This window comes from Enhydrobacter sp. (assembly GCF_030246845.1).
Lineage (GTDB): Bacteria > Pseudomonadota > Alphaproteobacteria > Reyranellales > Reyranellaceae > Reyranella.
Map to the genome: position 1 here is coordinate 670,554 of NZ_CP126889.1, position 26,674 is coordinate 697,227.

At 67.1% G+C, this 26,674-nt stretch carries 28 protein-coding genes; 12 read left to right on the forward strand and 16 right to left on the reverse strand.

Annotated features, from left to right (window positions below):
• Positions 1–10: 10 nt before the first annotated feature.
• Complete coding sequence (locus OJF58_RS03535; RefSeq protein WP_300781685.1) at positions 11–1,201, reverse strand: efflux RND transporter periplasmic adaptor subunit; 1,191 nt, start codon at positions 1,199–1,201, stop codon at positions 11–13.
• 101 nt (positions 1,202–1,302) lie between these two features.
• Here OJF58_RS03535 and OJF58_RS03540 point away from each other — a divergent pair, with 101 nt between their 5' ends.
• On the forward strand, positions 1,303–1,938 hold the full coding sequence (locus OJF58_RS03540; protein ID WP_300781686.1) for a TetR/AcrR family transcriptional regulator C-terminal domain-containing protein: 636 nt from the start codon (positions 1,303–1,305) through the stop codon (positions 1,936–1,938).
• Between the two features lie 58 nt (positions 1,939–1,996).
• Here OJF58_RS03540 and OJF58_RS03545 read toward each other — a convergent pair whose 3' ends face one another.
• Positions 1,997–2,575 carry a dihydrofolate reductase gene (locus OJF58_RS03545; RefSeq protein WP_300781687.1) on the reverse strand — a complete coding sequence of 193 codons (579 nt, stop codon included), beginning with the start codon at positions 2,573–2,575 and terminating at the stop codon, positions 1,997–1,999.
• 54 nt (positions 2,576–2,629) lie between these two features.
• Here OJF58_RS03545 and OJF58_RS03550 point away from each other — a divergent pair, with 54 nt between their 5' ends.
• From OJF58_RS03550 to OJF58_RS03560, 3 genes are all read left to right on the forward strand, one after another.
• Positions 2,630–2,947, forward strand: a complete 318-nt coding sequence (locus tag OJF58_RS03550; RefSeq protein ID WP_300781688.1) for a hypothetical protein — start codon at positions 2,630–2,632, stop codon at positions 2,945–2,947.
• A 101-nt stretch (positions 2,948–3,048) separates the two neighbouring features.
• Positions 3,049–5,142: a 3-hydroxyacyl-CoA dehydrogenase NAD-binding domain-containing protein gene (locus OJF58_RS03555; RefSeq protein WP_300781689.1), complete on the forward strand. Its 2,094-nt coding sequence runs from the start codon at positions 3,049–3,051 to the stop codon at positions 5,140–5,142.
• A 48-nt stretch (positions 5,143–5,190) separates the two neighbouring features.
• Positions 5,191–6,381 carry an acetyl-CoA C-acyltransferase gene (locus OJF58_RS03560; protein WP_300781690.1) on the forward strand — a complete coding sequence of 397 codons (1,191 nt, stop codon included), beginning with the start codon at positions 5,191–5,193 and terminating at the stop codon, positions 6,379–6,381.
• Positions 6,382–6,413: 32 nt separating this feature from the next.
• Here OJF58_RS03560 and OJF58_RS03565 read toward each other — a convergent pair whose 3' ends face one another.
• Positions 6,414–7,037: a DsbA family protein gene (locus tag OJF58_RS03565; protein WP_300781691.1), complete on the reverse strand. Its 624-nt coding sequence runs from the start codon at positions 7,035–7,037 to the stop codon at positions 6,414–6,416.
• Between the two features lie 91 nt (positions 7,038–7,128).
• Between OJF58_RS03565 and OJF58_RS03570 the strand changes: the two genes are divergently transcribed.
• Together OJF58_RS03570 and OJF58_RS03575 are read left to right on the forward strand one after the other, a co-directional pair.
• Positions 7,129–7,323 (forward strand): hypothetical protein, encoded by a 195-nt coding sequence (locus tag OJF58_RS03570; RefSeq protein WP_300781692.1) that lies wholly within the window; start codon positions 7,129–7,131, stop codon positions 7,321–7,323.
• 267 nt (positions 7,324–7,590) lie between these two features.
• On the forward strand, positions 7,591–7,887 hold the full coding sequence (locus tag OJF58_RS03575; RefSeq protein WP_300781693.1) for a hypothetical protein: 297 nt from the start codon (positions 7,591–7,593) through the stop codon (positions 7,885–7,887).
• Here OJF58_RS03575 and OJF58_RS03580 read toward each other — a convergent pair.
• Complete coding sequence (locus OJF58_RS03580) at positions 7,841–9,010, reverse strand: alpha-hydroxy acid oxidase (RefSeq protein WP_300781694.1); 1,170 nt, start codon at positions 9,008–9,010, stop codon at positions 7,841–7,843. The genes OJF58_RS03575 and OJF58_RS03580 overlap by 47 nt on opposite strands.
• 70 nt (positions 9,011–9,080) lie before the next feature.
• Between OJF58_RS03580 and OJF58_RS03585 the strand changes: the two genes are divergently transcribed.
• On the forward strand, positions 9,081–9,524 hold the full coding sequence (locus OJF58_RS03585) for a GNAT family N-acetyltransferase (protein ID WP_300781695.1): 444 nt from the start codon (positions 9,081–9,083) through the stop codon (positions 9,522–9,524).
• 78 nt (positions 9,525–9,602) lie between these two features.
• A complete protein-coding gene (locus OJF58_RS03590) occupies positions 9,603–10,532 on the forward strand; it encodes a glutathione S-transferase family protein (protein WP_300781696.1) in 930 nt (309 codons plus the stop codon).
• Here OJF58_RS03590 and OJF58_RS03595 read toward each other — a convergent pair.
• Together OJF58_RS03595 and OJF58_RS03600 are read right to left on the reverse strand one after the other, a co-directional pair.
• Complete coding sequence (locus OJF58_RS03595; RefSeq protein WP_300781697.1) at positions 10,529–11,791, reverse strand: adenylate/guanylate cyclase domain-containing protein; 1,263 nt, start codon at positions 11,789–11,791, stop codon at positions 10,529–10,531. The two genes, OJF58_RS03590 and OJF58_RS03595, sit on opposite strands and share 4 nt — an antisense overlap.
• A 27-nt stretch (positions 11,792–11,818) precedes the next feature.
• On the reverse strand, positions 11,819–12,238 hold the full coding sequence (locus tag OJF58_RS03600; protein ID WP_300781698.1) for a GFA family protein: 420 nt from the start codon (positions 12,236–12,238) through the stop codon (positions 11,819–11,821).
• Between the two features lie 130 nt (positions 12,239–12,368).
• Between OJF58_RS03600 and OJF58_RS03605 the strand changes: the two genes are divergently transcribed.
• On the forward strand, positions 12,369–13,223 hold the full coding sequence (locus OJF58_RS03605) for a LysR family transcriptional regulator (RefSeq protein ID WP_300781699.1): 855 nt from the start codon (positions 12,369–12,371) through the stop codon (positions 13,221–13,223).
• A 60-nt stretch (positions 13,224–13,283) separates the two neighbouring features.
• Here OJF58_RS03605 and OJF58_RS03610 read toward each other — a convergent pair whose 3' ends face one another.
• The 8 genes from OJF58_RS03610 to OJF58_RS03645 are packed head-to-tail and all read right to left on the reverse strand — an operon-like array spanning position 13,284 to position 20,808.
• The gene (locus OJF58_RS03610; protein ID WP_300781700.1) at positions 13,284–14,399 is read right to left on the reverse strand and encodes an FAD-dependent oxidoreductase; all 1,116 of its coding nucleotides are present in this window, start codon (positions 14,397–14,399) and stop codon (positions 13,284–13,286) included.
• A 1-nt stretch (position 14,400) separates the two neighbouring features.
• On the reverse strand, positions 14,401–15,810 hold the full coding sequence (locus OJF58_RS03615; protein WP_300781701.1) for a (2Fe-2S)-binding protein: 1,410 nt from the start codon (positions 15,808–15,810) through the stop codon (positions 14,401–14,403).
• Positions 15,807–16,100 (reverse strand): (2Fe-2S)-binding protein, encoded by a 294-nt coding sequence (locus OJF58_RS03620; RefSeq protein ID WP_300781702.1) that lies wholly within the window; start codon positions 16,098–16,100, stop codon positions 15,807–15,809. The genes OJF58_RS03615 and OJF58_RS03620 overlap by 4 nt, the downstream gene beginning before the upstream one ends.
• Positions 16,081–17,205 (reverse strand): FAD-dependent oxidoreductase, encoded by a 1,125-nt coding sequence (locus OJF58_RS03625; protein ID WP_300781703.1) that lies wholly within the window; start codon positions 17,203–17,205, stop codon positions 16,081–16,083. The genes OJF58_RS03620 and OJF58_RS03625 overlap by 20 nt, the downstream gene beginning before the upstream one ends.
• Positions 17,195–18,004 carry an ABC transporter permease gene (locus OJF58_RS03630; RefSeq protein WP_300781704.1) on the reverse strand — a complete coding sequence of 270 codons (810 nt, stop codon included), beginning with the start codon at positions 18,002–18,004 and terminating at the stop codon, positions 17,195–17,197. The genes OJF58_RS03625 and OJF58_RS03630 overlap by 11 nt, the downstream gene beginning before the upstream one ends.
• Positions 18,001–18,852 (reverse strand): ABC transporter permease, encoded by an 852-nt coding sequence (locus OJF58_RS03635; RefSeq protein WP_300781705.1) that lies wholly within the window; start codon positions 18,850–18,852, stop codon positions 18,001–18,003. Before OJF58_RS03635 ends, OJF58_RS03630 begins: the two co-directional genes overlap by 4 nt.
• Entirely contained in the window at positions 18,849–19,772 is a 924-nt protein-coding gene (locus OJF58_RS03640) for an ABC transporter ATP-binding protein (RefSeq protein ID WP_300781706.1), read from the reverse strand. The genes OJF58_RS03635 and OJF58_RS03640 overlap by 4 nt, the downstream gene beginning before the upstream one ends.
• A gap of 4 nt (positions 19,773–19,776) precedes the next feature.
• Positions 19,777–20,808 (reverse strand): ABC transporter substrate-binding protein, encoded by a 1,032-nt coding sequence (locus OJF58_RS03645; RefSeq protein ID WP_300781707.1) that lies wholly within the window; start codon positions 20,806–20,808, stop codon positions 19,777–19,779.
• A gap of 110 nt (positions 20,809–20,918) precedes the next feature.
• On the opposite strand from OJF58_RS03645, the gene OJF58_RS03650 reads away from it, so the two are divergent.
• Complete coding sequence (locus OJF58_RS03650) at positions 20,919–21,836, forward strand: LysR substrate-binding domain-containing protein (protein ID WP_300781708.1); 918 nt, start codon at positions 20,919–20,921, stop codon at positions 21,834–21,836.
• On the opposite strand, the gene OJF58_RS03655 is transcribed toward OJF58_RS03650, so the two are convergent.
• On the reverse strand, positions 21,796–22,719 hold the full coding sequence (locus OJF58_RS03655) for an SAM-dependent methyltransferase (RefSeq protein ID WP_300781709.1): 924 nt from the start codon (positions 22,717–22,719) through the stop codon (positions 21,796–21,798). The two genes, OJF58_RS03650 and OJF58_RS03655, sit on opposite strands and share 41 nt — an antisense overlap.
• Positions 22,716–23,726 (reverse strand): adenosine deaminase, encoded by a 1,011-nt coding sequence (locus OJF58_RS03660; RefSeq protein ID WP_300781710.1) that lies wholly within the window; start codon positions 23,724–23,726, stop codon positions 22,716–22,718. Before OJF58_RS03660 ends, OJF58_RS03655 begins: the two co-directional genes overlap by 4 nt.
• 77 nt (positions 23,727–23,803) lie before the next feature.
• On the opposite strand from OJF58_RS03660, the gene OJF58_RS03665 reads away from it, so the two are divergent.
• Both OJF58_RS03665 and OJF58_RS03670 read left to right on the forward strand, forming a co-directional pair.
• Positions 23,804–24,247, forward strand: coding sequence for a DUF6496 domain-containing protein (locus OJF58_RS03665; protein WP_300781711.1), 444 nt, complete (start codon positions 23,804–23,806; stop codon positions 24,245–24,247).
• Between the two features lie 84 nt (positions 24,248–24,331).
• Positions 24,332–26,674: a xanthine dehydrogenase family protein molybdopterin-binding subunit gene (locus OJF58_RS03670; RefSeq protein WP_300781712.1), complete on the forward strand. Its 2,343-nt coding sequence runs from the start codon at positions 24,332–24,334 to the stop codon at positions 26,672–26,674.

Below are 26,674 nucleotides of genomic sequence, written 5' to 3' on the forward strand. Positions count from 1 at the left end.
CGCCTCGCCCTCAACGCCGCGGGCCGGGGTCGGAAGCCGGTGCGGCCGAGGCCGGCGGCTGGGCCCGGGGGGCGGCCGGGCCCGGCGACACCCGCTCGCCGGGCCGGACGCGCTGGATCCCGTCGAGGATCACCTTCTCGCCTTCCTTCAGGCCGCCGGTCACGGATGCCGTCATCGGCGTCGACTGGCCGAGCGTCACCCGCCGCTGCTCGGCCTTGTCGTCGCTGCCGACGACATAGACGTAGTCGCCCTTCTGATCGGACAGCACCGCTGCCCGGGGAATGGCAAGCGCCTCGGTCGGCTCGGCATCCTGCAGGATCACGGTCACCAGCTCGCCGTCGACCAGCTCGCGCGCGCCATTTCTGGCGTTGCCCAGGCGCGGATTGGGAAGGACGCCGCGCAAGGTCATGGTGTCGGTGGTGCCGGCCACCGAGTTATCGACGAAATCGAGCTTGCCGTTATGCCGATAGAGGCTGCCATCGGGCAGGCGGAGCTTGATCACCAGCGAGTCCGGCCGCACCGCCAGCCGGTGCTGCAGATCGATGACCGTGCGAGTCGACACCGGAAAGAGGACATACATCGGATCCTGGCTCACGATCGATACCAGGACGCCGGTCGCCGAGCTGACATAGTTGCCGACGGTGACCGCGGTCCGGCCGATCTTGCCGTCGATCGGGGCGCGGATCTCGGTGTAGCCGAGGTTGATGCGGGCCTGCTGGAGCTGCGCCTCGGCGCCCAGCACCTGGGCCTTGAGCGCCTGCTGGCTGGCGACGGCGGCATCGACGCTCGATTGCTGCCCGGCCGGCGTGCGCAGCAGAGCCCGGGCGCGGTCCAGCGTCAACTGCGCGTTCTTGAGCTGGGCCTCGAACTGGGCGATTGCAGCCTGCCTGGCCTGGACCTCGGCGCGGAAGGGTCCCTGCTCCAGCCGATAGAGAAGGTCGCCTTTCCTCACTTCGGCGCCGTCGTCGAACAGCACCTCATCGAGATAGGCCGCCACGCGGGCGACGACGTCGACACGGTTGGTGGCCTGGATGCGGCCGACGAATTCACTGGATCGCGTGACCGGCTGCCGCGTCACCTCCACGACCCCCACCGCCGGCGGTGCCGGACCTTCCGGCTGCGCCGCACCCTGGCCGCCCGCAAGGAGCAGCGCCAGACCGGCCGCCGCGACATGCCGCAAAAGCGTCTTGACCGTTTCCACCCTGTCCCCAATGGTGCTAACGCAACGGTACGGTATCGTTTCACTATACGCGATCACAAATGGCGACAAGCGTATCGGTGCGTGAGGATCGAAAGCCGCGGATGAAGCGGCGGCCGCGACGCGGCGGCCGGCCGACGGCCGCCGAAGGGCGCCGCCGGCAGCAGCGCCTGCTCGATACGGCCATCGCGCTGTTCATGAGCCGGGGTTTCGACGGCACATCGATCGAGGCCGTGGCCGAGGCCGTCAGTATGTCGAAGCGCACCGTATATGCACGCTACCGCGACAAAAACGAGCTCTTCGGTGCCGCGCTGCGGGCGCTGATCGACCGCTCCCTCGCTCCGTTCAACCAGTTCCAGACCGGCCCGCGCCCGCTCCGGCCCACGCTGATGGCGATCGGGCGACACCTGCTGTCCGTCGCGCTCACCCCGCAGTCCGTGGGCCTCTACCGGATCCTCGTGGCCGAGGCCGAACGCCATCCGGAGCTGGCCCGTCTCGCCCATGCCGAGGGGCGTCAACAGGCGATCCGCGGCATCGAGGCCGCGCTGCGCCGGCATGCCGGCGAGCTCCGGGTCCGCGACCTCGGAGCGGCGGCGGAACAGTTCCTGAGCCTGGTCGTCGACAGCAGCCTGCGTGGCGCCGCGCTCGGCCTTGGCTCGGGCACGGCCGACATCGACAGGACAGTCGGCGCGGCGGTCGATCTGTTCCTCGATGGCGCGGCGACCGGCCGTCGCGGTTGACGACGGCGTCGATTGCGCAGCGCGCCGCCGCCTGTGCACCTTTCTGGGCATTTGGGTATTATTGCGCTCCGGCAGACGCGGGCGACCATTCCTCGACGACCGTACCGGTCGCAGCGTCCAGCAGGCGCGTGCTCCGCCGTGCCAGGCCGTGCCTCGCCATCACCTCCTCGACGGTGGCGGAGGACCCGACGCCGGGAAAGACCGGCCGGCCACCTGGCACGCTGGCCTCCGTGCGCGTGAGATAGAACGCGTCATAGCCGATCGTCAGGAAGAGCTGGAAGACGTCGGTGCCGCCGACCACCGCCAGGATCCCATCCTTGATTCCCAACCGCTTCCATGCCTCCTCGAAGGGCGTCGACGCCGGATTCCAGAGGATGGCCCTTGGATTGTGCGGATCGGTCACCAGCCGGTTGACGCGGCGGGTCAGCACCAGTCGATGCCGGAGCTTTTCCTTCTCGCCGCCCTCGGCTGAATGACGGCCGTTGGCGACGGCGGACGCGCGGTCGACCGAGTCCTGGTAGAATTCGTGGTCGGCCGGAATCCTGATTGCGTCCGGGAAGCGTCCGTCGGCCGTGGCGATCATCCCTTCGCGGGAGATCACGGCGTAGCCTTCGATGCGGGGACGCGCTACGGTCATTCGGACAGCTCCAGGCGGCACGGTCTTGCCATCTTCGAAGCCTAGCGTACAGCCATGCGGTTCGCCCTTTTCCTCTTCCTCGGGCTCGTGCTTCTCGCCGCGGCTGCCTTGGCCGGCGAGCCGGACGATCACGGCGTGACGGTCCTGCGCGGCAGCTCGGCGCCCCCATCTCCTGCGCCTCCGCCGGCGAGCGAGACGCCGAGCACGGTCCAGCGCGAGATCGTCTACACGCCCTATCCTGTCTATCTCTCGCCCGGCTTCGTCGTGCCGGGCTTCATCGTATCGACCCGGCATCATCGGTCTTTTCCCGTGACGACGACGACCGTGCCCAACGGCTGGCCGCTGTTCGTCGGCAACTCGACGCGACACTGACGACCGGTCATCGCACGGCGGAACCATAGGCCGCTGGGCGGCGCGCTTCGGGATTGCTAAGACGGGCCAGCTTCAACGGCCTTCACAGCAGGAAGAACGCCATGACCGACGCAGTGCAACGCTCCACGCAGGGGCGGATCGGCATCCTCACCATCAACAATCCGCCGGTGAATGCGCTGGCCGCCCCGGTGCGCGACGGCATCAAGAGCGGCATCGAAGCGTTCGGCGCCGACCCCAACATCGACGCCATCGTGCTGATCGGCGGCGGCCGGACCTTCATCGCCGGCGCCGACATCCGCGAGTTCGGCAAGCCGCCGCGGGGCGCCAACCTCAACGACGTGATCGCCGCGATGGAGAACTGCCCCAAGATCGTGGTCGCGGCGCTGCACGGCACGCCGCTGGGCGGCGGCCTCGAGACGGCGCTCGGCGCGCATTATCGCGTGGCGCTGCCGACCACGCGCGTCGGCCTGCCCGAGGTGCATCTCGGCCTGCTGCCCGGCGCCGGCGGCACGCAGCGCCTGCCGCGGCTGACCGGCGCCAAGTACGCGCTCGACGCCATCCTCTCGGGCCGCCATATCCCGGCGCCCGAGGCCAGGAGCAAGGGGATCGTCGATGCCCTGGTCGAGGGCGACCTGCTGGCGGGCGCGGTGGCGCACGCCCAGATGCTGGTGGCCCAGAAGGCACCGCGCCGGCGCGTGCGCGACCTCGATGTGACGCTCGAATCGCCCGATCTTTTCAAGGACACCGAGAAGGCGATCGCGCGCCGCGCCCGCGGCTTCAAGGCGCCGTGGAACATCATCAAGTGCGTCCAGGCCGCCTGCGAGCTGCCGTTCGACGAGGGCATGAAGCGCGAGCGCGAGCTGTTCGTGGAGCTGGTGACGTCGCAGGAATCGGCGGCGCAGCGCTACTACTTCTTCGCCGAGCGCGAGGCGGCCAAGGTGCTCGACGTGCCGGCCGACACGCCGCAGCGCGAGATCAAGACGGCGGGCATCGTCGGCGCCGGCACGATGGGTGGCGGCATCGCCATGAACTTCGCCAATGCCGGCATTCCGGTGACGCTGCTCGAAGTGAAGCAGGAGGCGCTCGACCGCGGCCTCAAGACCATCCGCACCAACTACGAGAACACCGCCCGGCGCGGCGGCATGAAAGCCGAGGACGTCGACAAGCGCATGGCGCTGATCAAGCCCACGCTCAGTTACGACGACCTCAAGGACGCCGACGTCGTCATCGAGGCGGTGTTCGAGACCATGGAGGTCAAGGAAGGCGTCTTCAGGAAGCTCGACGAGATCGCCAGGCCCGGCGCGATCCTGGCCACCAACACCTCGGGCCTCGATGTGAACCAGATCGCGGCCTACACCCGGCGACCGGGCGATGTGATCGGCATGCATTTCTTCTCGCCGGCCAACGTCATGAAGCTCCTGGAGAACGTACGCGGCAAGGCGACCGCGAAGGACGTGATCGCGACGGTGATGTCGCTTTCCAAGAAGATCGGCAAGATCCCGGTGCTGGTCGGCGTCTGCGAGGGCTTCGTCGGCAACCGCATGCTGCGCCAGCGCGGCGTGCAGTCGGCCTACATGCTGGAGGAAGGGGCGCTCCCGCAGCAGGTCGACAAGGTGATCTACGACTTCGGCTTCCCCATGGGCCCGTTCGCCATGAGCGATCTCGCCGGCAACGATGTCGGCTGGCGCATCCGCCAGGGCAAGAAGGAGAAGGAACAGCGTAACGTGCGCTACACCGGCTACATCGCCGACGCGATCTGCGAGCTCGGTCGCTTCGGCCAGAAGACCGGCTCGGGCTACTACAAGTACAACCTGCCCGACCGCACGCCGATCCCCGACCCCGAGGTCGAGAAGATCATCGAGGACACCTCGAAGAAGCTCGGCATCACCCGTCGCGCCATCTCCGACCAGGAGATATTGGAGCGCTGCCTCTATCCCATGGTCAACGAGGGCGCCAAGATCCTGGCCGAGGGCATGGCCCAGCGTTCGCTCGACATCGACGTGATCTGGGTCAATGGATACGGCTGGCCGGTCTATCGCGGCGGACCGATGTGGTGGGCCGACAACGTGGTCGGCCTCAAGACCGTCCACGACGCCCTGCTGAAGTATCGCGACGCCTCCGGCGACCCGTTCTGGGAGCCGGCGCCGCTGCTCAAGAAGCTCGTGCAGGAAGACAAGAAGTTCTCTACGGTCTGACACGATGCGCTGCGACACCGAGGCTGTTTCTAAAAGGAGGGAATCCCCATGGCTGACGCCGTTATCGTCTCCACTGCCCGCACGCCGATCGGAAAGGCGTTCCGCGGCATCTTCAACGACACGCACGGCGCCGACATGGGAGCGCATGTGATCAAGCACGCCGCCGAGCGCGCCAAGGTCGCGCTGGGCGAGATCGAGGACGTAATCCTGGGCTGCGCCGCGCCCGAGGGCACGACCGGCTCCAACGTCGCGCGCGTGGCGGCGATCCGCGCCGGCGCGCCGGTCAGCGTGTCGGGCGTGACCGTCAACCGCTTCTGCAGCTCCGGCCTGCAGACCATCTCGATGGCGGCGCAGCGCGTGCTGGTCGACAAGGTGCCGGTGATGCTGGCCGGCGGGCTCGAATCGGTGTCGCTGGTGCAGGGGCCGCCGGGCGGCAACAAGAACCGGCTGGTCAATCCCTGGGTTCAGGAGCACTGCCCCGGCATCTACCATTCGATGATCCAGACCGCCGACACGGTGGCGGCGCGCTACAAGATCAGCCGCGAGTACCAGGACGAATATTCGCTGCAGAGCCAGATGCGCACGGCGGCGGCCCAGCAGGCGGGCAGGTTCGACGACGAGATCGTGCCGATGGAAACCACGATGATCGTCACCGACAAGAACACCGGCGAGACCTCGAAGAAGACGGTCAAGCTCGCCAAGGACGAGGGCAACCGCCCCGACACCAACATGGAAGGCCTCGCCAAGCTGCAGCCGGTGATGGGCCCGGACAAGTGGATCACCGCCGGCAATGCCAGCCAGCTTTCCGACGGCGCCTCGGCCGCGGTGGTCATGAGCGACGCCGAAGCGGCCAGGCGCGGCCTGAAGCCACTCGGCATCTACAAAGGCCTGGTTGTCGCGGGCTGCGAGCCGGACGAGATGGGCATCGGCCCGGTCTATGCGATCCCGAAGCTCCTGAAGCGCTTCGGACTCAAGATGGACGACATCGACCTCTGGGAGCTCAACGAGGCCTTCGCGGTGCAGGTGCTCTATTGCCGCGACAAGCTCGGCATCCCGAACGACAAGCTGAACGTCAACGGCGGCTCGATCTCGATCGGCCATCCCTTCGGCATGACCGGCGCGCGTTGCACGGGGCACATCCTGATCGAGGGCCGCCGCCGCAAGGCCAAGAACGTCGTCGTCACCATGTGCATCGGTGGCGGCATGGGTGCTGCAGGCCTGTTCGAGGTCGTGCACTAAAAGACCCGGCGAGCAGCATCGACGCGGTTTGCCTATCGATCCGGCCAGCGCGGCAGCTCCGTGCCGCGCAAGGTCGCCTCGAGGAGCGGCAGGCGGTCGTTTCCCCAAAACATCCGCTGGCCGACGAAGAAGGTCGGAACACCGAACGCGCCGCGCCGTTCGGCCTCGTCGAGCAGCGCCTCGTGCCGGCCCCGCGTCGCCGGCGCTTCGAGATCCTGCCGGAATCGGCCTTCCGCCAGCCCGAGCCGCGCCGGCAGGGCGGTGATCGCCGCAAGGTCGATCGTCACGCCATCGACGAAAACGAGTTGCTGCAGAAGACGGCAGCAGGGCACGAGCGCTCCCTGCTCGCCCGCCGCCAGGCAAGCCAGCGCCGGCAGAACGGGGTCGACGGCGAAGGCGGCGGGCTCGTGGAAGGGAATGCCGTAATAGGCTGCCCAAGCCTTGGCGTCATATTCTCGGTAGGGCCCATTGTACGGTCCCGAACCCTGGACGTCGCGAAAGGGATTGCCGCCGCGGCGGCGATCGATCAGTCGGCCGCTGGCGATGGGTTTCCAGACGAAACGATAGCCGGTCTGCGCTTCGATCCGTTCGACCTGGCTGGCCGCCAGGTATGAATAGCGGCTGCCGACGCCAAGGAAGAAATCGACGGTGTCCATCCGGTGTCCCAGTCGCGCCGCATTTCACAAATTTGGCGAATTGACGTATATTATGTGACCCTCTGCTGAAATCGAACAGGGCCTCATTGCCATGGGTGCTCGCGAAAAGATCACCGAGCTGGTTGCCTTCGTGGCCGAACTGACCGACGTGGATCAGCGGCGCGCCTGCCTTGCCGAGCTCGATCAGCTCCTGCTCGCCGAAAGGCCAACGGCGCGCGAGCGGCCGCAGCTCCTGATGACGAGGCCGGCCGGCGGCATGGCGCTGGTCGTCGGGCGCTCGGACTAAATCCTTCCCGGCTGGACGACGTATGTCCGCGGCGGCCATCGGCCGTGCCGCTCGTGACAAAGCTGTGGACCCTTGGGCCGTGCACTTCCCGACATCGAGGGGCGCGCCTATGGTCTCTGACGGGGGGCGGCTTTCGAGCGAAAGCCTGCCGGGATGTGGAGTTCTACGATGCCAGGTCAAGCGGATCAGGGATGGTCTGCGGACGCGTATGGGTTGCCGGTTCGGCACTCGTACCTCGATACCATCTGCAAGTGGATCCTCCGGCTCGTGTTGCCGGCGGTCTTGGGGCTGGGCGGCCTGCTGTTCTACTGGGTCTGGCTGGACGGCGAGCGCACCATGGTGGTGTGGCGGGTGATCGGCATGATCCCGCTCACGGTCTCCTTCACTGCGATCGCCATCTGGGCGCTCCAAGCCTGGCTGCCGCCGGTGGAAAGCGAGCATCCCGCGCCCGAGACGGTACGGCTGGAACGGCCGCGCCTGGGCCAACGCCGCCATCATCCTAAACGGCCGCCGGCGCTCATCGCCTATTCCGCCGTAGATCCTCCTCGTCCTTCCACATCATGAACTGCGGGCCGAGATCGGCGATCTTGGTGGCGCCGATCTGCGCCATGGTGAGATCGATCTCGCGGCGGAAGATCTGCAACGCCTTGGCAGCGCCGGCGGTCCCGCCGGCGGTGACGCCGTAGAGCGTCGGCCGTCCCACGAAGCAGAACTTCGCGCCAAGGCAGAGGGCCACGATCGCATCCATGCCGCGGCGGATGCCGCCATCGAACATCACCGTCATCTTGTCGCCCACTGCGTCGCGGATCGCCGGCAGGACCTCGAGCGGCGACGGCGCGATGTCGAGCTGCCGCGCGCCGTGATTCGACACCATGATGCCGTCGACCCCCAGCGCATGGGCGCGCAGCGCATCGTCGGGATGCATGATCCCCTTCAGCACGAAGTTGCCCTTCCACAGCGCGCGATAGCGCTCGACATGCTTCCAGGTCATCGGCGCCCGGTTCTGATGAGCGACGAAATCGGCCACCTTCTCCGCATCGGCCCCCGGCCCGGCATACTTCGCCCAGTTGTCGAACATGGGCGTGCCGTGCTGCAGCCATTCCATCATCCACCCCGGATGGCGCAGCGCCTCGAACTTGGTCTTCCAGCTGAGCTTGAGCGGCCGGCTGAAGCCGTTGCGGACATTGCGCTCGCGGTTCGAGCCCTCCGGCACGTCGACGGTGAAGACCAGTGTCCTCAGTCCCGCATCGGCCGCGCGCCTGATCATGTCCTCCGACACGCTCTGGTCCTTGGCCGAATAGAGCTGATACCAGCCGTGATCGGGCGCGAGCTTGCCCAGATCCTCGATCGAGGCCGTGCTGGAGCCCGACATGATGAACGGCACGTTGGCCTCGCGCGCCGCCTCGGCCAGCATCAGGTCGGCGCCGCGCCGGAACAGGCCGGCGAGACCGGTCGGCGCGATGCCGATCGGGCTGGAATAGGTGCGACCGAACAGCGTCGTCGACTGATCGCGCACCGAGACGTCCACCAGGTAGCGCGGCACGATGCGCGCCTTGCGAAAGGCCTGCTCGTTGGTGACGAGCCCGACCTCGTCGTCGGTTCCCCCTTCTATGAAATCGTAGGCGATCTTGGGCAGGCGCTTTTTTGCAAGCTTGCGCAAATCCTCGATATTGACCACGCCGTTCATGCGTTCTCTCCCATGGCGCGGATATTGGCGTGCTTTGAAGCAGGGGGCCAGCGATGTTAGACGACCCGCCATGCAAATCAGGCCCGCCCGAAACGACGACCAGGAGTCGCTTGCCCATCTCCTGGAGGAGCACGAGCATCACTACGGCAATCCCGTTCCGCATGGCGCCGGAGCGCCGGCCGCTTCCTTCCTGATCTCGCCACCGCATGGCGGCCCGGTCTGCCTCGTCGCCGAACAGGACGGCCGGCTCCTGGGCTTCGCCATCCTCAATCCCTACTTCCCAGGCCCCAATCTCAGTCACGGGCTGTTCCTGAAGGAGCTCTATGTCGCCGCCCATGCGCGGTCCGACGGCGTCGGCGAGCGCCTGATCGAAGGCATCCGCGAGCTCGCCCGCGAGCGCGGCGTCAGCCGCGTGATCTGGACGACCGGCGAGCACAACGACGGCGCCCAGCGCTTCTACGACCGGCTCGGCATGCGGCGCGAGAAGAAGGTCTACTACGTGATGGACCCTTGAGCCGCGGAGGCAGGCGCAAGAGCGGCACGCACGGGCGGCTTTGCTATGATGCGGCCGCTTCACCGACGAGAGGTCGCCTTGGCGCTCATCCTTCACCACTACGACTTCTCGAACTTCGCCGAGAAGGCACGCCTGATGCTGGGCTTCAAGGGCCTCGCCTGGCAGGGCATCGAGCAGCCGCCGATTGCGCCCAAGCCCTTCCTGACGCCCCTGACCGGCGGCTATCGGCGCATTCCCGTGTTGCAGGAGGGCGCCGATCTCTGGTGCGATACGCGGCTGATCGCGCGCGAGCTCGAGCGGCGCGTTCCGACGCCCACCCTCTTCCCTTCCGAGACGAGCGGAACGGCAGAGGCGATCGCGTGGTGGGCCGAGCACCAGCTCATGCGGCCGATGGCGCTCTACGTGTCAGGCATCAATGCCGACCACATGCCCGCGGGCCTGCACGAGGACCGCGCCCACATCCACGGCGTGCCGGTTCCCTCTCTCGAAGCCGTGCGCGCAGCCGCCGTCCGCAATGCCCATCTGGTGCGGCCGCAGCTCGAATGGCTGGCCGGCATGCTGAAGGACGGGCGCGGCTATCTCCTCGGCGAGCGAGCCTGCATCGCCGACATTGCCTGCTACCACGTCGTCTGGTTCCTGCGCGGCCGCAAGATCGACTGTCGCGCCATGCTCGATCCCTTTCCCAAGCTGATCGCCTGGCGCGACCGCATGGCGGCGATCGGACACGGCCGGCGATCCGACGTGTCGCCGGACGAGGGGCTTGCTGCGGCGCGCGCCGCGACGCCCGCGGCGCCGCGATCGTCCGACCCGCAGGACGGCGATCCCCTGCCTGGCGACCGTGTCCGCGTGCGCGCCGCCGACAATGCGAGGGACTGGGTCGAGGGCGAGGTGCTGTTCATCGATGCCGAGGAGATCTCGCTCCTGCGCTCGGATCCGCAGGTCGGCGAGGTCGCTGTCCACTTCCCACGGCTTGGCTACGACTGGCGGCGCGTGCGAGAGCCGTCCTAGAACAGGAGTGCGTAGATCTCCCTTTCCTCCCGAACGCCCCGCAGGGCGTGGCGGCCGACCGACATCAGGCGGCCTGCTGCCGGTAGCGCCGCGGCATCGGCCAGATCGGCCGAGACCAGGACCGGGCAGCCAAGCGGCGCGCACAGCGCCTCGATGCGCGACACCTCGTTGACGGCCGGGCCGATCATCGTGAAGTCGAGCCGGTCGACGGCGCCGACATTGCCGAACAGCACGTCGCCGACATGCAGCGCGAGATCGACGGCAGCGGCGATCTTGCCGGCCGCCCGTCGTTCCGCATTGAGCGCGGCGATTGCCTGCACGGCATCTGCCGCGGCATCGAGGGCGCGGCGGCAGGTTTGCGCGCGACTGTCCTCGTCGAACGAGAAGGTCGCGAGCATGCCGTCACCGAGGAACTTCAGGACCTGGCCGCCATGCTGCCGCAGACAGTCGGTGAGGGTCTCGAAGACGTCGTTCAGCAGGTCCACGAGATCATGAGCGGGTGCTGCGTCGGCAATCGCGGTGAAGCCCTGGATGTCGGCGTACCACAAGACGGCATGCAGGCGCTCGACCGAACCGCGGCCGATGCCGCCGTCCTGGACGCGACGGCCGGCATCGTCGCCGAGATACACCTGCAGCAGCCGCGATGCATTGACCCGCCCGGCATAGGCCTTCATCGCCAGCGACAATGGCGGCAGCACCGCATGCAGCAGCGCCATGTCGTGCGGCCTGAATCCGTCCGGGCGGTCGGTCATGAACGAATAGACGACGCCCAGGCCGGCCGGGATGCCGTCGCGATCGTCGAAAAGCTCGGCGACATAGTCGGTCGCGCCCGCGGCGAAGAAGCGTTCGAGGGCCGGAAAATCCCGCTCCTGTGGCCCTCTGACGAGCCGCCGGCGCAGGCACGGATTGCGCTCGCCGGCCCTGGCCCGCTTGGCGAGATGATGAAAGACGCCGCCCGTCCAGCTCGCCGTCGTCGCGTGCTCGTGGCCGAACTGCGCCGCCTTGACGAAGTCGAGGTCGCGCTGCCAGGCGAAGCCGAACCCCCACCATCGCGGGTGCAATGTCTCGAGCGCCGCGTAGCCGCGCGAAAGAGGAACCCCGTGATCGAGCAGGCGGCCGCAAAAGCCTCCGAACAGATCGCAGGCGGCCTGGCCACGCAGGCCTTCACTGACGACCCACCGATTCACCTCGGTGATGCAGCGACCGAGGGAATCGTCGTAGGCGCGCGTGGAAAGAGGCGTCGAGATGTCCTGCAACATGAAACCGCCACTCCGGGAGGCCGGCCGTCAATCGCCCATCGTCTCGCCGGAACCGCCGAACTCGGCCAGAAAATCCTTGAGCTTTGGCAGCCCATCCTTCATGGGCAGCACGGTCTCGGCGTAGTTGACGTGAACTCCGGGCTCGAAGACGAGCGTCGGCAGGGTCGCGGCGAAGACGTCGATCAGTCCGAGCGGCGGATGGATGGTCATGAGGTGACCGCCGCATTTCCTGCAGTACTTCCGCAAGCATCGCGGAGTCTTCTGACAAGCGATACTCTCCGTGCCTGACGTGATACGAACGTCGTCCGGCTTCCAGAATGTGAACGCATTGACCGGATCGCCCGACCACAAGCGGCAGGAGCGGCAATGGCAGTAGCCCATGGCCTCGGGCGCCCCCGAGACCTCGAGCGTGACTGCACCGCAATAGCAGCCGCCGACGTGAGTCATGGCATTCTCTCCATTGAGGGGCTGTTCGCGGCCGCAACCTGCCCGCCGCCCCGCCGGCAGTCACGCCGGTATTGCTCGGCCCCCGGCTGCAAATTTGCAGGCCCACGAAAGCCTATATAGGCTCGCCGCCATGAACTGGGACGATCTCCGAATCATCGCCGCGGTCCGCGACGAAGGCACCTACGCCTCGGCCGGCGCGCGGCTGCGGATCGACGAGACGACGGTCGCGCGGCGCATGGCGCGAATCCAGGCCTCGTTGGGGGTCACGCTGTTCAACGCGGTCGACGGGGTGCGCAAGCCGACGGCGCATTGCGACGCGGTCGTGTCGCATGTCAACGCGATCGCGCGCCACGTCGCCGAGATCAGCCACGTGGGAAAGGCCGTACAAGGGCCGATCGGCAAGTTCAGGCTCGCCTCGACCACCTCGATCGCCGAGCAGATCCTGGCGCCGCATGCGGCGCGGCTGCTGAGCGCGAATCCCGGACTGAGCCTCGACTTCATGACATCGCCGGGCAACGTCAACTTTTCCCGCTGGGAGGCCGATCTCGCCATTCGCCTGCGCAAGCCCGACAAGGGCGACTTCACGATCAGCAAGCTCGTCGACATCCAGCTCTACCTGTTCGAGCCGGCCGTCCTGCCGGCGGGGATGCGCGAGCCGATCGTCTGCCGCTTTCCCGAAGAGCTCGATCACATGCCGGATGCCCGATACCTTGCCGCGACGGGGCTGGACAGCAAGGCCCGTTGCAAGACCGGCGACTACCGGATCGTGCGCGAGCTGATCAGGAGCCATGCCGCGGTCGGCATCCTGCCGGACTATCTGTGCGGCGACCTTCTTCGCGACCGGAAGCTGCGCATCACGCCGCTGCCGGAACGGCGCGACGTGTGGCTGCTGGTCCAGAACCACCTCAAGCGCGATTCCGCGGCCCGTCTGGTGATCGATTGGGTGCGCCAGTGCTTCGGCAAGGCCTGGCCGGCAAACCAATGATCGGCAAGGCGGCTATTCGTCGTTGGCGGCAAGAGCGATGCGACGGCGGGGAGCCAGCGCTCAACTGGCCGCGAACCGCTCGATGCCGAGCCCGTCAATCGGCACGTTGGTGGCGCCGGTCGCGACCAGCTCCGCCATCATGGCGCCAGTACCGGGGCCGAGCTGGAAGCCGTGGGCCGAGAAACCGAACTGGTGATAGATGCCTTCCGACGTCGAGCTGGGACCTATGACAGGAAGGTCGTCCGGCATGCGCGCCTCGATGCCGGCCCAAGCGCGCATGATGGTCGCTTCGCGCATGACCGGAAACAGCTCCCATACCGTAGCCGCCGAGACGGCGAGCTTCTGCCAATCGAGCACGGTGCGGTTTTGGTCGCGGAATGGTTGCGCGCGATGGCCACCGCCGATGACGACCGTGCCGTTGCTGACCTGCTTGAAGGAGAGCTTGCGCCCGCGCAGGATTACCACCGGCTCGATGAAGGCCGGCAGGCGGCTGGTAACCATCAACATGGGCGCGATGACTTCGAGCGGCACCGGCTCGCCCAGCATCGACGCGATCCGATCGGCCCAAGCGCCGGCTGCATTCACCACCTTCGGCGCCTCGATCGGACCGCCGCTGGTTTCCACGCGCCACTGCCCACCGACGCGCGAGAGGCCGGTGACCACGACGCCTTCCATCACCTCGGCGCCCTTCTCGATCGCGCGCTTGCGAAAGGCCTGGGTGGTGCGGAAGGGGTCGGCCGCGCCATCGCGCCTCGACACCACTCCACCCGGACAGTGATCGGACACCGCCGGCACCAACCGCCTCAGCTCCGTGCGATCGATGAGTTCCTCGTGCACAAAACCCCTGAGCCGCAGATCGTCGACGCGAGCCTGGAAATCCGCAAGCTCGGCCTCGCTCTCCGCCACCAGCACGGTGCCGTGGCTTGCAAAGCCGCAATCGTCGCCCACCAGCTCCTCGACATGCTCCCAGATCGCCATGGAGGAAACCGAGAGCGGAATTTCCGCGATATCGCGCGCAAGCTGGCGCACACCGCCGGCATTCACGCCAGAGGCGTGCCGGCCGGCATAGTCCTTCTCCACCAGGATCGGCTTCAGGCCGCGCAGGGCCAGATGCAATGCCGTCGAACAGCCATGCAGGCCACCGCCGATCACGACCACGTCTGCGATGCGCGCCACCTCAGCGCTCCACCGCCTTGCGTTCGGCCTCGCTGATCGGCAGCGAGGCGAGCTCGGCGAGCGTGATGGGCTTCACCGGTGGGCGCAGCCGGTAGTAGCCGACATCGGCCGGCCGCGCGTGGCGCCCCGCGGCGATCAGCTCGGTGACGGTGAGGCCGCAGAGCCGCCCCTGGCACGGCCCCATGCCGCAGCGCAGGAAGGCCTTCATCTGGTTCGGCCCCTCGCAACCCATTGCCGTCATGTCGTGAATCTGCTTCGCCGTCACCTCCTCGCAACGGCAGACAATGGTTTCCCCTTCGGGCAGCCGGAACGCGTCCGCGGGTCGATAGAGCGTATCGAGGAAGCCGCGACCGAGCTCTTCCCGCTGCAGCCTTTGCCGCACGCTTTGCGGATCGGGCACAGATGCCGAAGGCCTCAGCGCATGCACAGCCGCAATGGCCGCGATCCGGCCGCGCTCGGCCGCCGCCGCTCCGCCGGCAATACCAGCACCATCACCAGCCACGGCAATGCCAGGCACGGAACTTCCGAAGTCGACATCGAGTACGGGCTCGAGGCAGAGTTGGCGTTCGTTCCAGCGATGGGCGACGCCGGCCGCGCTGGCGAGGTTGACGTTGGGCACGACGCCCTGATGCAAGAGCAGCATGTCGACCCGCCGACGATAGTCCTTGCCGGACGACCGATACTCGACATGCTGAAGCTTGCCCTCGCCGTGCGCCGACAGGCGCTGGATCGGGATCACCGGCACCTTGGCCTTCACCTCGCGCAAGAGCGCCAGTCCCTTGGACCAATAGGACGACAGCAGGAAGTCCGGCAGGTGCGGCAAGGCCCGCAGCCAATTGGAGCGCGGTGTCGTGTCGAGGATCGCCTCGATCTTCGTGCCGGCACGCAGCAGCTGCGCGGCCAGCAACCACAGGAGCGGGCCACAGCCGGCGAGAAGGACGCGGCCATCCGGCACCAGTCCGTGCGCCTTGAGCGCCGTCTGCGCGGCGCCGGCGGTCATGACGCCGGGCAGCGTCCACCCGGGAAGCGGAAAGGGCCGTTCCAGCGATCCGGTGGCGATGATCACGCGCTGGGCCTGGATCATCCGGGCCTTGCCGGCGACCGAGACGCCGACCAGTCGCGACGGATCGAGACTCCAGACGGTGGCACCGGTCACGATCAGCGCGCCGCTCGCCTTCGCCTCGGCCGCAAGCGCGGCGCCGGCCCAGTAATCCTCGCCCAGCACGGCATGGCTCTTGATCGGTGTCGAGGTGATGCCGCGATAGATCTGGCCGCCGATGTCGGGATTCTCGTCGAACAGGACGGTCGACGCACCGGCGCGAGACGCCAGCGCCGCCGCCGCGAGCCCGGCAGGGCCGCCACCGATAACGACGAGATCGTAGGAGGAGGCGAAATTGGAGGCTTCGGTCACCGGCCCACCTCCCGCTTGCCCTGCTGCGTTTCGACGCGCATGCCGTCGCGCACGGGCACGAGGCACCCTTGGCGGCTGCCGACACCGTCGATGGTGACGAGGCATTCGAAGCACACGCCCATCAGGCAGTAAGGTGCACGCGGCGCGCCCGATACCGGCGTGGTGCGGCAATGATCGATTCCGCCGGCCAGCATCGCCGCGGCTACCGTGTCCCCCGAACGGGCGCGGACGGTTTTGCCGTCGACCTCGATGGCGACGATGCTGGCGGCTTCATCCAGCCTCTTGAACATGGAACCTCCGCGCGCTGAAAGGAGCGACCAGCATCTTGTCGAGGGCGCCGCGCGCAATCATCGGCGCCACGGTGAGCGCGTGGTTGGCCGCGAGCGTGACGCCCGAATGGCAGCAAAGCACGAACGCACCGGGATGCGTCTCGGACTCGTCGTAGATCGGAAAGCCGTCCTGAGTCATGACGCGGATGGCGCTCCAGGTGCGCACCACGTTCACGTTGGCGAGCAGCGGGAACTGGCGCACCGCGCGCTCGGCCTCGGTCGCGCTCACGCCGAGCGTGAGGCCCGCGGGGTCGGTGCTCTCTTCCTTGGAATCGCCGATCATCACCGTGCCCTCGTCGGTCTGGCGCAGCGTGACCACCGGATAGTGAAGGAATGGCCGCAGCCGCTCGGTGACGACGATCTGGCCGCGCTCAGGCTTCATCGGCGCTTCGAGACCGACCATGGGTGCGAGCCGCATATTGGCGTTGCCGGCGGCGAGCGCCACGCGACCTGCCCGCACCGCGCCCTGCATCGTGCTCAAGTGGAACTCGCCGCCTTCCCGCGAGATGTTCCCAACCCGGTGGCTTGGCAGATACTTGACGCCACGCGCATGGAGCGCCGTGTGCAGCGTGCGGAACAGCCGTAGCGAGTTCACGTGTCCGTCGAGCGGGCAGTAGCTCGCCCCCACGACCTCGCGGCCGATGTCAGGCAGCATCTTCGCCACCTGGCTATGATCGAGAATCTCGGTCCTGTAGTCGACGATGCCGGGCTGGTTGTGCAGGCGCTTCAGCGTGGTGGCACGCGCCTCGAGTTCCCGCTCCGACAGAGCGAGATGGAAACCGCCGGGCCGCTGGAAGCAGACGTCGAGGCCAGTCTCCTCCTTGAGCGTCGCCGCGAACCCTGCCCAAGCGTTGGACGAGCGCACCGTCCAGCCGGCATAGGCCGCGAGTCCCAGCCCCTTGCTCTGCACCCACACCAGCGCGAAGTTGCCGCGCGAGGCGCGGACGGCGCGATCGCCTTCGTCGAGCAGGGCGACGCGGCACCCCTCGCGCGCCAGGCCCCAGGCCGTCGCCGCCCCGACCAGCCCGCCTCCCACGACGGCGACGTCGTAGTCGCTAGCGGCCATCGGCTGCGGCCCTTCCGACAAGCAGCCGTTCGAGGCCGTAGGCCCGATCCAGCGCCACCAGCGCCACGACCGTCACCGCGATCACGCAGGCCGACACCGATGTCACCAGCGGGTCGATATTGTCCTGGATGTAGAGGAACATGCGGACCGGCAAAGTCTCCGTCCCCGGTGCCGCCACGAACACGGTCATGGTGACTTCGTCGAAGGAATTGATGAAGGCAAGCGCCCAGCCGCTCACCAAGCCGGGCAGCACGAGCGGCAGAATGATACGCTTCATGACCATCCATTCCGAGGCGCCGAGCGACAGTGCGGCATGCTCCAGCGCGCGGTCGAGGCCCACAGCCGACGCGAGCGTCAGTCGCAGCGCGAACGGGAAGACGATCACGATATGGGCCAGCACGAGCCCGGTGAACGTCCCGCCCAGGCCGACCTCGGTGAAGAACCGCAGGAAGGCGATGCCCAACACCACGTTGGGGATCATGAGCGGCGACATGAAGAGCGCCGTGAAGGTCTCGCGGCCGGCGAAGCGATGGCGCGCGATCGCCAGCGCCGCCGGAACGGAAATGGCGACTGCGATGGCCGACGACAGCGCACCCAGCCCGATGCTGCGCCAGAAGGCCGAGATGAACTCGGGGTAGCGCGCGATGGCCTGAAACCAGCGCAGGGACCAATGGCTCGTCGGAAACGAAAGATAGCCTTCGGGCGTGAAGGCAACCCAGCAGACGACGACGATCGGCGCCAGGGTGAAGATCACGAACAGCGTATGATAGCAAAGGGCGAGCGCTCCGTTGCGGCTCATCCGAACACCTGCGCGTAGCGGCGCTCGACCCACCGATTGGCGCCGAACACAATCAAGACCAGCGCCAGCAACAACAGAACGGCAACGGTGGCACCCAGCGGCCAGTTGAGCGTGTTCAGGAATTCGTCGTAGGCGAGGGTCGAGGCGACTTTCAGACGGCGGCCACCGATGATGGCCGGCGTGGCGAAGGCGGACGCCGCGAGGGCAAAGACGATGACCGCGCCGGACAGGATACCGGGCATGGCTTGTGGCAGCACGATCCGGCGCAGCACCGTGAACGGCCCCGCCCCCAGCGTGATGGCGGCATTCTCGACCTGGGGATCGAGGCGCTGAAGCGCGGCCCAGACAGCCAGCACCATGTAGGGCATCAGCACGTGCGTCAACGCCACCACGATGCCGGTCTCGGTGAACATGAAGGGCAGCGGCGCCGAGATCAGCCCGAGCGACAGCAGAACCGCGTTGACCAGTCCCGACTTGCCGCCGAACAGCAGCGCCCAGCCGAGCGTGCGCGCCACCACCGAAATCAGGAGCGGCCCCAGGATCACCAGCAGGAAAAGGCCGCGCCACGGGCTCTTCATGCGGTTGAGGATATATGCCTCCGGCGTGCCGAACAGGGCTGAGAGCAGCGTCACCAGGAGCGCGATGCGAAAGGTTCGCCAGAACATCTCGCCGTAGTAGGAATCCGAGAAAACCTCGCGCCAGTTCTTGAGGATGAAGACAGGCACGATGCCCTTGTATTGTCCCCAGTCGTGGAAGCTTAGCGCCACGGTCATGCCGAGCGGCACGACTACGACCGCCGCAAACAGCATCAACGCCGGGAGGCTGAGAAGATATGGGGTTTGCTTCATCTCGATGCCAACGCCAAATGCACCGCCGCGCCTTCTGCCGGCATCGCCTCGCCGGTGTTTTGGCGGATGACCGTTACCAGCCCGCCCGATGTCTCGACCTGATAGAGCCAGTGATTGCCCTGGAAGATGCGGGTGCGCACCCGGCCAGCGAGCCCCGAAGCGGCAAACGAGATGCGCTCCGGCCGCACGGCCACGCCGTCCACCAGATTGGTCTTGCCCAAGAAGCTCGCCACGAATGGCGTCGCCGGCCGCTCGTAGGCTTCATAGGGTGGGCCGATCTGCTCGGCGCGCCCCTTGTTCATGACGACGATCCTGTCGGAGAGCGCCATCGCCTCGGCCTGGTCGTGCGTCACCAGCAGGGTCGTGGTGCCGACCGTGCGCTGGATCTGCCGCAGCTCGATCTGCATCTCCTCGCGCAGCTTGGCGTCGAGGTTGGAAAGCGGTTCATCGAGCAAAAGGATGCGGGGCTGGATCACCAACGCACGCGCCAGCGCCACACGCTGCTGCTGGCCGCCCGAAAGTTGGCGCGGGAAACGGCCGGCGAAGCTTCCGAGCCCCACCAGCTCCAGCGTCTCGCCAACGCGCCTGGTACGCTCGGCGGCGACCACGCCCTGCATTTCGAGTCCGAACGCAACGTTCTGCGACACGGTCATATGCGGGAAGAGCGCATAGCTCTGGAACACCACGCCCAGCCCGCGCTGGGCCGGCTTCACCGCCAGAAGATCGCGGTCCTCCAGCCGGATCGCTCCGGAGGTCGGCTCCACGAAGCCCGCGATCATCTGCAGGGTCGTGGTCTTGCCGCAGCCCGAAGGGCCGAGAAGCGAGACGAACTCCCCCTTCTCGACGCCGAGCCACAGACCATCGACTGCGGTCTGCTGGCCGAAGCGCTTGGTCAGATTTTCGAGCTGGAGAAACGCCAATCGCCTAGCGCTCCACCTCGCGATTCCAGCGCTTGGTCCACTCGTCGCGATGGGCGTTGATCGTATCCCAGTCGGGATTGATCAGCTTGGCCGCCCTCTCGCCGACCGGTGCCATCTTGGCGAGCTCCGGCGGCACCTCGACTTTCTTGTTCACCGGCCCGTAGCCGTAGTCCTTGAGCAGGATGAGCTGCAGCTTGGGCTGCAGCATCGCCTCGATGAACTGCGAGGCGAGCGGCGAGGCGTTGGCCTTGGCGATCGGGCAGGCCGAGGCCAGCAGCGTCACCGCGCCTTCCTTCGGATAGACGAAATCGACCGGGAAACCCGTATTGGCGAAGGACTGCACGCGGCCGGAGCCCCAGACCGCCAACAGGCCCTGCCCCGACTCGAACAGCTCCGTCATTTTGCCCGGCGACGGCTCATAGGCCAGCACGTTGGGATTGACATCGGCCTTCATCACCTTGAAGCCCGGCTCGATGTTCTTTTCGCCGCCGCCGTTCAAGCGCGCAAACATCATGAGCGTATAAAGACCATAGGTGTTGTTGATCGGCGGAATGACGATCGTCTTCTTGTACTTGGAATCCTTGAGGTCGTTCCAGGAGGTGGGTGCGGACCAGCCCTTCTCCTTGAAGACCTTGGTGTTGTACATCAGACCAGTCGCGACCAGACCGATGGCGACGGCCTTGTCGTCCTTGAAGCGCGCACTCGTATAGAGATCGTCGACCGGCAGGCCTGCGATCTTGCCGCAAAAGCCGAGCTGGATGGCCTGGTACATCGGGCCGTCATCGACGATCGCCACGTCGATCACCTGGTTGGCCTTCTGCGCCTGCAGCTTGGCGAGCGTGTCGGTCGAATTGCCGGCGACGTACTCGACCTTCACCTTGTGCGCCTTCTCGAAGTCGGGAATGACTTCCTTGCGCATCGTCTGCTCGAACGAGCCGCCGTAGCCCGCGACAGTGAGCGTCTGCTGCGCCGAGGCCGATGCACCAAAAAGCGCGATCGCGCCCGCGAAGACCGACAGCCGTGCCAAACGTCTCATTGCCCCTCCCGTTGGCCGATTCTCTCGACTTCGGCCATGCTTCCCGTCCGCCAGTCGATCGTCAAATTCGGAATTGCCGCCTTATTCATAACAGGATGTTATAGAAGGCCATGCGCCTCAATCCTCGCCAGATCGAAGCCTTCCGCGCCGTCGTGCTGACCGGTGGCGTCGGCGCGGCGGCCAAGCTGATCAATGTCACCCAGCCGGCCGTGAGCCGCATGATCCGCGACCTGCAGCACCATCTTGGGCTCGCGCTGTTCGAACGCCGGGGCACCGGATTGATACCGACCAGCGAGGCCCTGTCGCTCTATGCCGAGGTGGAACGCGCCTTCGTGGGGCTGGAACGCATCGCCGAGATCGCGTCCGAGTTGCGCATGCATCGCACGGGTTATCTTCGTATCGCTGCCCTGCCGGCCCTCGCCAATGGTTTCCTGCCGCGCTTCGTCGGGCGCTTTCTCGACGAGCGGCCGAAGCTCAACATCGTGCTGTCGGGTCTGGTGTCCCACGCCGTGGTGACTGCCGTGGCGCAGGGCCAGTGTGATCTCGGCTTCGCCGAGAGCTCGATCGAACATGCCGCCGTTCAGCTCGAGCGCATGCCCACCGCGCCCTACGTAGCCGTCGTGCCACAGGCGCATCGGCTTGCCCGCAAGACGAAGCTGAGGCCCGGAGATTTCAACGGCGAGAACTTCATCTCGCTCGGCCCGTCGACGGTATCCCGCTTTCGTATCGATCGCATCTTTGCCGAGCACGGCGTGGATCGCGTCATGCGCATCGAAACACCGCTGTCGGAGATCGCCTGCGCGCTCGCAGGCTCAGGTGTGGGTCTGGCGCTCTGCGAGCCTTTCACCGCCACCGAGTACGCCACGCGCGGCATTGTCGTACGACCGTTCGAACCCCGAATCGATTTCGAGTTCGCAGCTCTCTATGCCGCCCACCGCACGGTGCCGCCGGTAGCGCGGGAGTTCATCGACGGCTTCAGGGACCACGTCACGGCGTTCTTGCGCCATCGCCGGGCAGCACGAACGTAAGCTCGTGCTTGTTGTGATGCAGGTGCATCACGCGGGCACCCTCGATGGCCGCGAAGGCGGCGGCCGCGTCGTGATCGGTGGTCCCCTGGAACTTGAGGGTGCAGACGAAGTTCCTCGCCAATCCCGCGGCGCGCCAGCGCTCTACCAGCCGCAGTAAGCGCCCCGGGTAACAGATGACGTCCGAGAACAGCCAGTCGACCGGGCCGATGCTCTGCGGATCGAGCGCGAAGGCGCTCTCGCCCCGCCATTCGACTCCCGCCATTGCCATAACCTCGGGATCGAGCGGTGCCTTGTCGACCGCGACGACCCGCGCACCGAGTCTCGCCAGCACATGGGTCCAGCCGCCCGGCGCCGCCCCGAGATCGACACAACGTTGACCAGGCTGTGGCCAGCGGCCGAGACGCACCAGCGCCTCCCAGAGCTTGAGATAGGCCCGGCTTGGCGGCCCTTCCCTGTCCTTGACGAACGCCACCTCCCCATTGGGAAAAGGAGCGCTGCAGCGCGCGGCGGCCAGCAGCCGGTCCGACGCGAGCAGTGTCCAGGAGCCGAGCGGCGCAGTCGGCGCGGCCGCCGGAAAGGCGACGGGCCTGGCGGAAACATGCGGCAGGCGCTCCTGGATCAGCGCTGCGCGGCGGTGATGCAACGGGGCGTACACTGCCCAATTGCGCTGGATCACCCGCAAGGCCTTCGCCGCCTCGCCAATCGAGGCGATCGGGCGCTCGACGCAATCCCGCCAGATGTTGGCGGCCCACGCGGCCGGAATCGCAGGCATATCGCTGATGAAAAGGCGGCCGTGCCGCGCGCGAACCGGGACACCGGAACGGCGCAGTTCCTCTTCGAGTTGCGGCTCGAAGCCTTCGGCGGCGAGATAGGCGGTGGTCATTCCTTCAGGAAACTATCGAGCGCCGCCAGGTGTCGCTGCTTCGCAGCCTCGTCGCAGAAGGCGGCCTGGAAGCCGTTGCGCGCCAGGGTGACGATCTCCGCCTTCGTCAGGTCGAGCGCCTGCCGCACGGCCAGGAAATTCTCCGTCATGTAGCCGCCGAAATAGGCCGGATCGTCCGAATTCACCGTCGCCATCAGGCCGGCCTGCAGCATGCGCCGAAGCGGATGCGCCTTCATGTCGGGCACGACGCAGAGCCGCAGGTTGGACAGCGGGCAGACCGTGAGCGGCATCTTCTCGGCGGCGAGCCGCACCGTCAGCGCCGGATCATCCAGAGCGCGATTGCCGTGATCGATGCGCCGCACGCCGAGCAGATCCAGCGCCTCGCGCACATAGTCGGCCGGGCCCTCCTCTCCGGCATGGGCCACCGTCAGCAGGCCGAGACCGCGCGCCCGCGCGAACACGCGCTGGAACCTGGAGGGCGGATGGCCCTTCTCGGAGGAATCGAGACCGACTCCGATCAGGCGCTCGCGCCAGGCCAACGCCTCGTCCAGCGTGCGCTCGGCGTCCGCCTCGTCGAGATGACGCAGGAAACACATGATCAGGCCGCTCGTGACGCCGAGCTCGCGCTCTCCCTCGCGCAAGGCGCGCCACAAGCCGTCGATCACCGTCCGAAAGGCGACACCCCGTGCGGTATGGCCCTGCGGATCGAAGAAGATCTCGCAATGGCGGACATTCTGCGCGGCCGCGCGGCGCAGGTAGGCCATGGCGAGATCGTAGAAATCCTGCTCGTGCACGAGCACGCTCATGCCCTGGTAATAGAGGTCGAGGAAATCCTGCAGATTGGCGAAGCGATAGGCCTCTCGCACCGCCTCGACCGTCGGATAGCGCAGGGTGATGCCGTTGCGTTGGGCAAGCATCAGCATCATCTCGGGCTCGAGGCTGCCTTCGATATGGATGTGCAGCTCGGCCTTGGGCAATCGAGCGATGAATGCGTCGAGGTCGGTCATGAAGTGCAACCTATCACTTCAGCCGGCGTTCGGCAGACAGGGGTTTCGGGCGCGGGGCATCATCGAAGGAGCATTTCATGGCCAGACAATCGCCGTCCCAGCGCAAGAGCGTCGGGCGCGTCATGCACGAGTACAAGCACGGCGAGCTGAAGAGCGGTCGCGGCGGGCGCGCCGGCAAGGTGAAGAATCCGCGCCAGGCGATCGCCATCGCCCTGCACGAGGCCGGCGCCTCCAGATACGAAAGCAAGGAAGAGAACCGTCGCAGCTATCGCCGCACCAAGCAGAAGGAAGCGCACGGCGAGACCGCCCAGCAGGAGGCCGAGGGCAAGAGCCACGTGGGCGCCCGTGGCCGGCGCGAGAGCAGCCGTTCGATGGGCGGCAAGAACGCCAAGACCACGACCCGGCGCGGCCGCCGGGCCGCCGCCACGCGCAAGCGCCGGAGCACGGCCCGCAAGTCGACCAGCCGCCGCAGCTCGTCGCATCGCCGCAAGAGCACGGCGCGGCGCCGTCGGGCGGCCTGATCTTGCCGGCCCCGCCTCGCGGTCCAAGGAGACTTTCATTCCCCCTGCCGGCCGTCTAACCTCCGTTCCGACACGGAGGAATTCATGGCGAAGTTCGGCATCGGTCAATCGATTCGCAGGGTTGAGGATCCGCGCCTCCTGACGGGCGGCGGCCGTTACACCGATGACACCAAGCTCTCGGCGCCGGCGGCCCGGCTCTACGTGCTGCGCTCCCCGCACGCTCATGCCGACATCCGCAGGGTCGACACCACCGCGGCAAAGAAGGCGCCGGGGGTGTTGCTGGTCCTGACCGGTGAAGACGTGAAGAAGGCCGGGTTCGGCGACCTGCCCTGCCTGGTGCCGGTGCAGAACCGAGACGGCACCCCGCGTGGCGACACGCCGCGACCGATGCTGGCGCAGGGCCGCGTGCGGCATGTCGGCGACCCGGTGGCGATGGTGGTGGCAGAGACGCTGGAACAGGCCAAGGATGCCGCGGAGCTGATCGAGGTCGACTACGCCCCTCGCCCGCATACCGTCGGCACCTACGAATCGGCGCAGCCCGGCGCGCCGCTGGTGCACGACAACATCAAGGGCAACCTCGTGTTCGACTGGGAGATGGGCGACCGCGCGAAGACGGAGGCCGCCTTCGCCAAGGCCGACCGCGTCGTGACGCTCAAGCTCGTGAACAACCGGCTGGTCGTGAACTCGATGGAGCCCCGCGGCGCCATCTGCGAGTACGATCCCCGGGACGATCGTTCGACGCTCTGGGTGTCGTCGCAAGGCGTGAGCATCATCCGCCCCGTGATCGCCGACATGATCCTGAAGATCGGACAGCCCAAGCTGCGCGTGCGCACCGGCGACGTGGGTGGCGGCTTCGGCATGAAGATCTTCGTCCATCCCGAGTATCCGATGGTGGTATGGGCGTCGCGCGAGCTCAAGCGCACCGTGAAGTGGATTCCCGACCGGCAGGAGGCCTTCCAGTCCGACGTGCAGGGCCGCGACCACGTGTCGTTGGCCGAGATGGCGCTCGACAAGGATTGCAAGTTCCTGGGCCTGCGCGTCACGACCTACGCCGCGCTCGGCGCCTATCTCAGTCATTTTGGCGCCTTCATCCCGACCATGGCCGGCACCAGCATGCTGGCCGGGCTCTACCAGACGCCGACGATCTACGTGAACGTGAAAGGCGTCATGACCAACACCGTGCCGACCGACGCCTATCGCGGCGCCGGCCGGCCGGAGGCGGCCTACCTGCTCGAGCGCTTCGTCGACCATATCGCGCGCGAGACCGGCCTGACGCCGGACGAGATCCGCAAACGCAACTTCGTGAAGCCCTCTCAGATCCCGTGGAAAACCGCGTTCGGCGACACCTACGATTCGGGCGACTTCGAAGGCGTCATGCGCAAGGGCATGGAACAGGCCGACTGGAAGGGCTTTGCCGCCCGCCGCGCCCAGTCGGAGAGCCGCGGCAAGTGGCGCGGCATCGGCATGGCGACCTATGTCGAGAAGTGCGGCGGCGGAAACCCCGAGACCGCCATCGCCAGATTCAACGATGACGACACGCTCACGCTCTATCTCGGCAACCAGACCAACGGCCAGGGCCATGAAACCGCCATCAGCCAGATCGCCTCGGCGCGGCTGGGCATCGACGTCGAGCGCATCAGGATCGTGCAGGGCGACTCGGACGTCGTGCCCGACGGCCTGACCGGCGGCAGCCGCATGGTCTCGGTGGCAGGCGCGGCGACCATGGGCGTTGCTGACAAGATCATCGCCAAGGGCAAGCTCGTCGCAGCGAGCGTGCTCGAGGCCTCCGCTGCGGACATCGACTATGACGACGGCGCCTTCAAGATCGTCGGCACCGACCGCACGATGAGCCTGTTCGACGTTGCGCGGGCCGCCAGAGACCCGAGGCACCTGCCGGCCGGCGAGAAGCCCGGTCTCGACGACGAGTTCACGCGCACGCCAGCGGCCGACACCTTCCCCAACGGCTGCCATATCTGCGAGCTCGAAATCGACCCCGATACCGGCACGCTCGAGATCGTGAACTACAACGTGGTGGACGATTTCGGCACGGCCCTCAATCCGCTGCTGCTGCAGGGCCAGGTCCATGGCGGCGTCGGCCAGGGCGTGGGCCAGGCGCTGACGGAGAAAACGGTCTACGATCACGAGTCGGGCCAGCTCATGAGCGGCAGCTTCATGGACTATGCCCTGCCGCGGGCCGACATCGTGCCGTCGGTGAAGTTCGACATGCACAACAGCCTCTGCACGACCAATCCGCTGGGCGTGAAAGGCGCCGGCGAAGCCGGGGCGATTGGCGCGCCGCCGGCCGTGGTCAACGCGATCATCGACGCGATCCGCCCGCACACCGGTGTGAAACACGTCGACATGCCGGTGACCGCCGCGAGCCTGTGGCAGGTGATCGAGGCCAACCGCACGAGGAAGGCCGCGTGA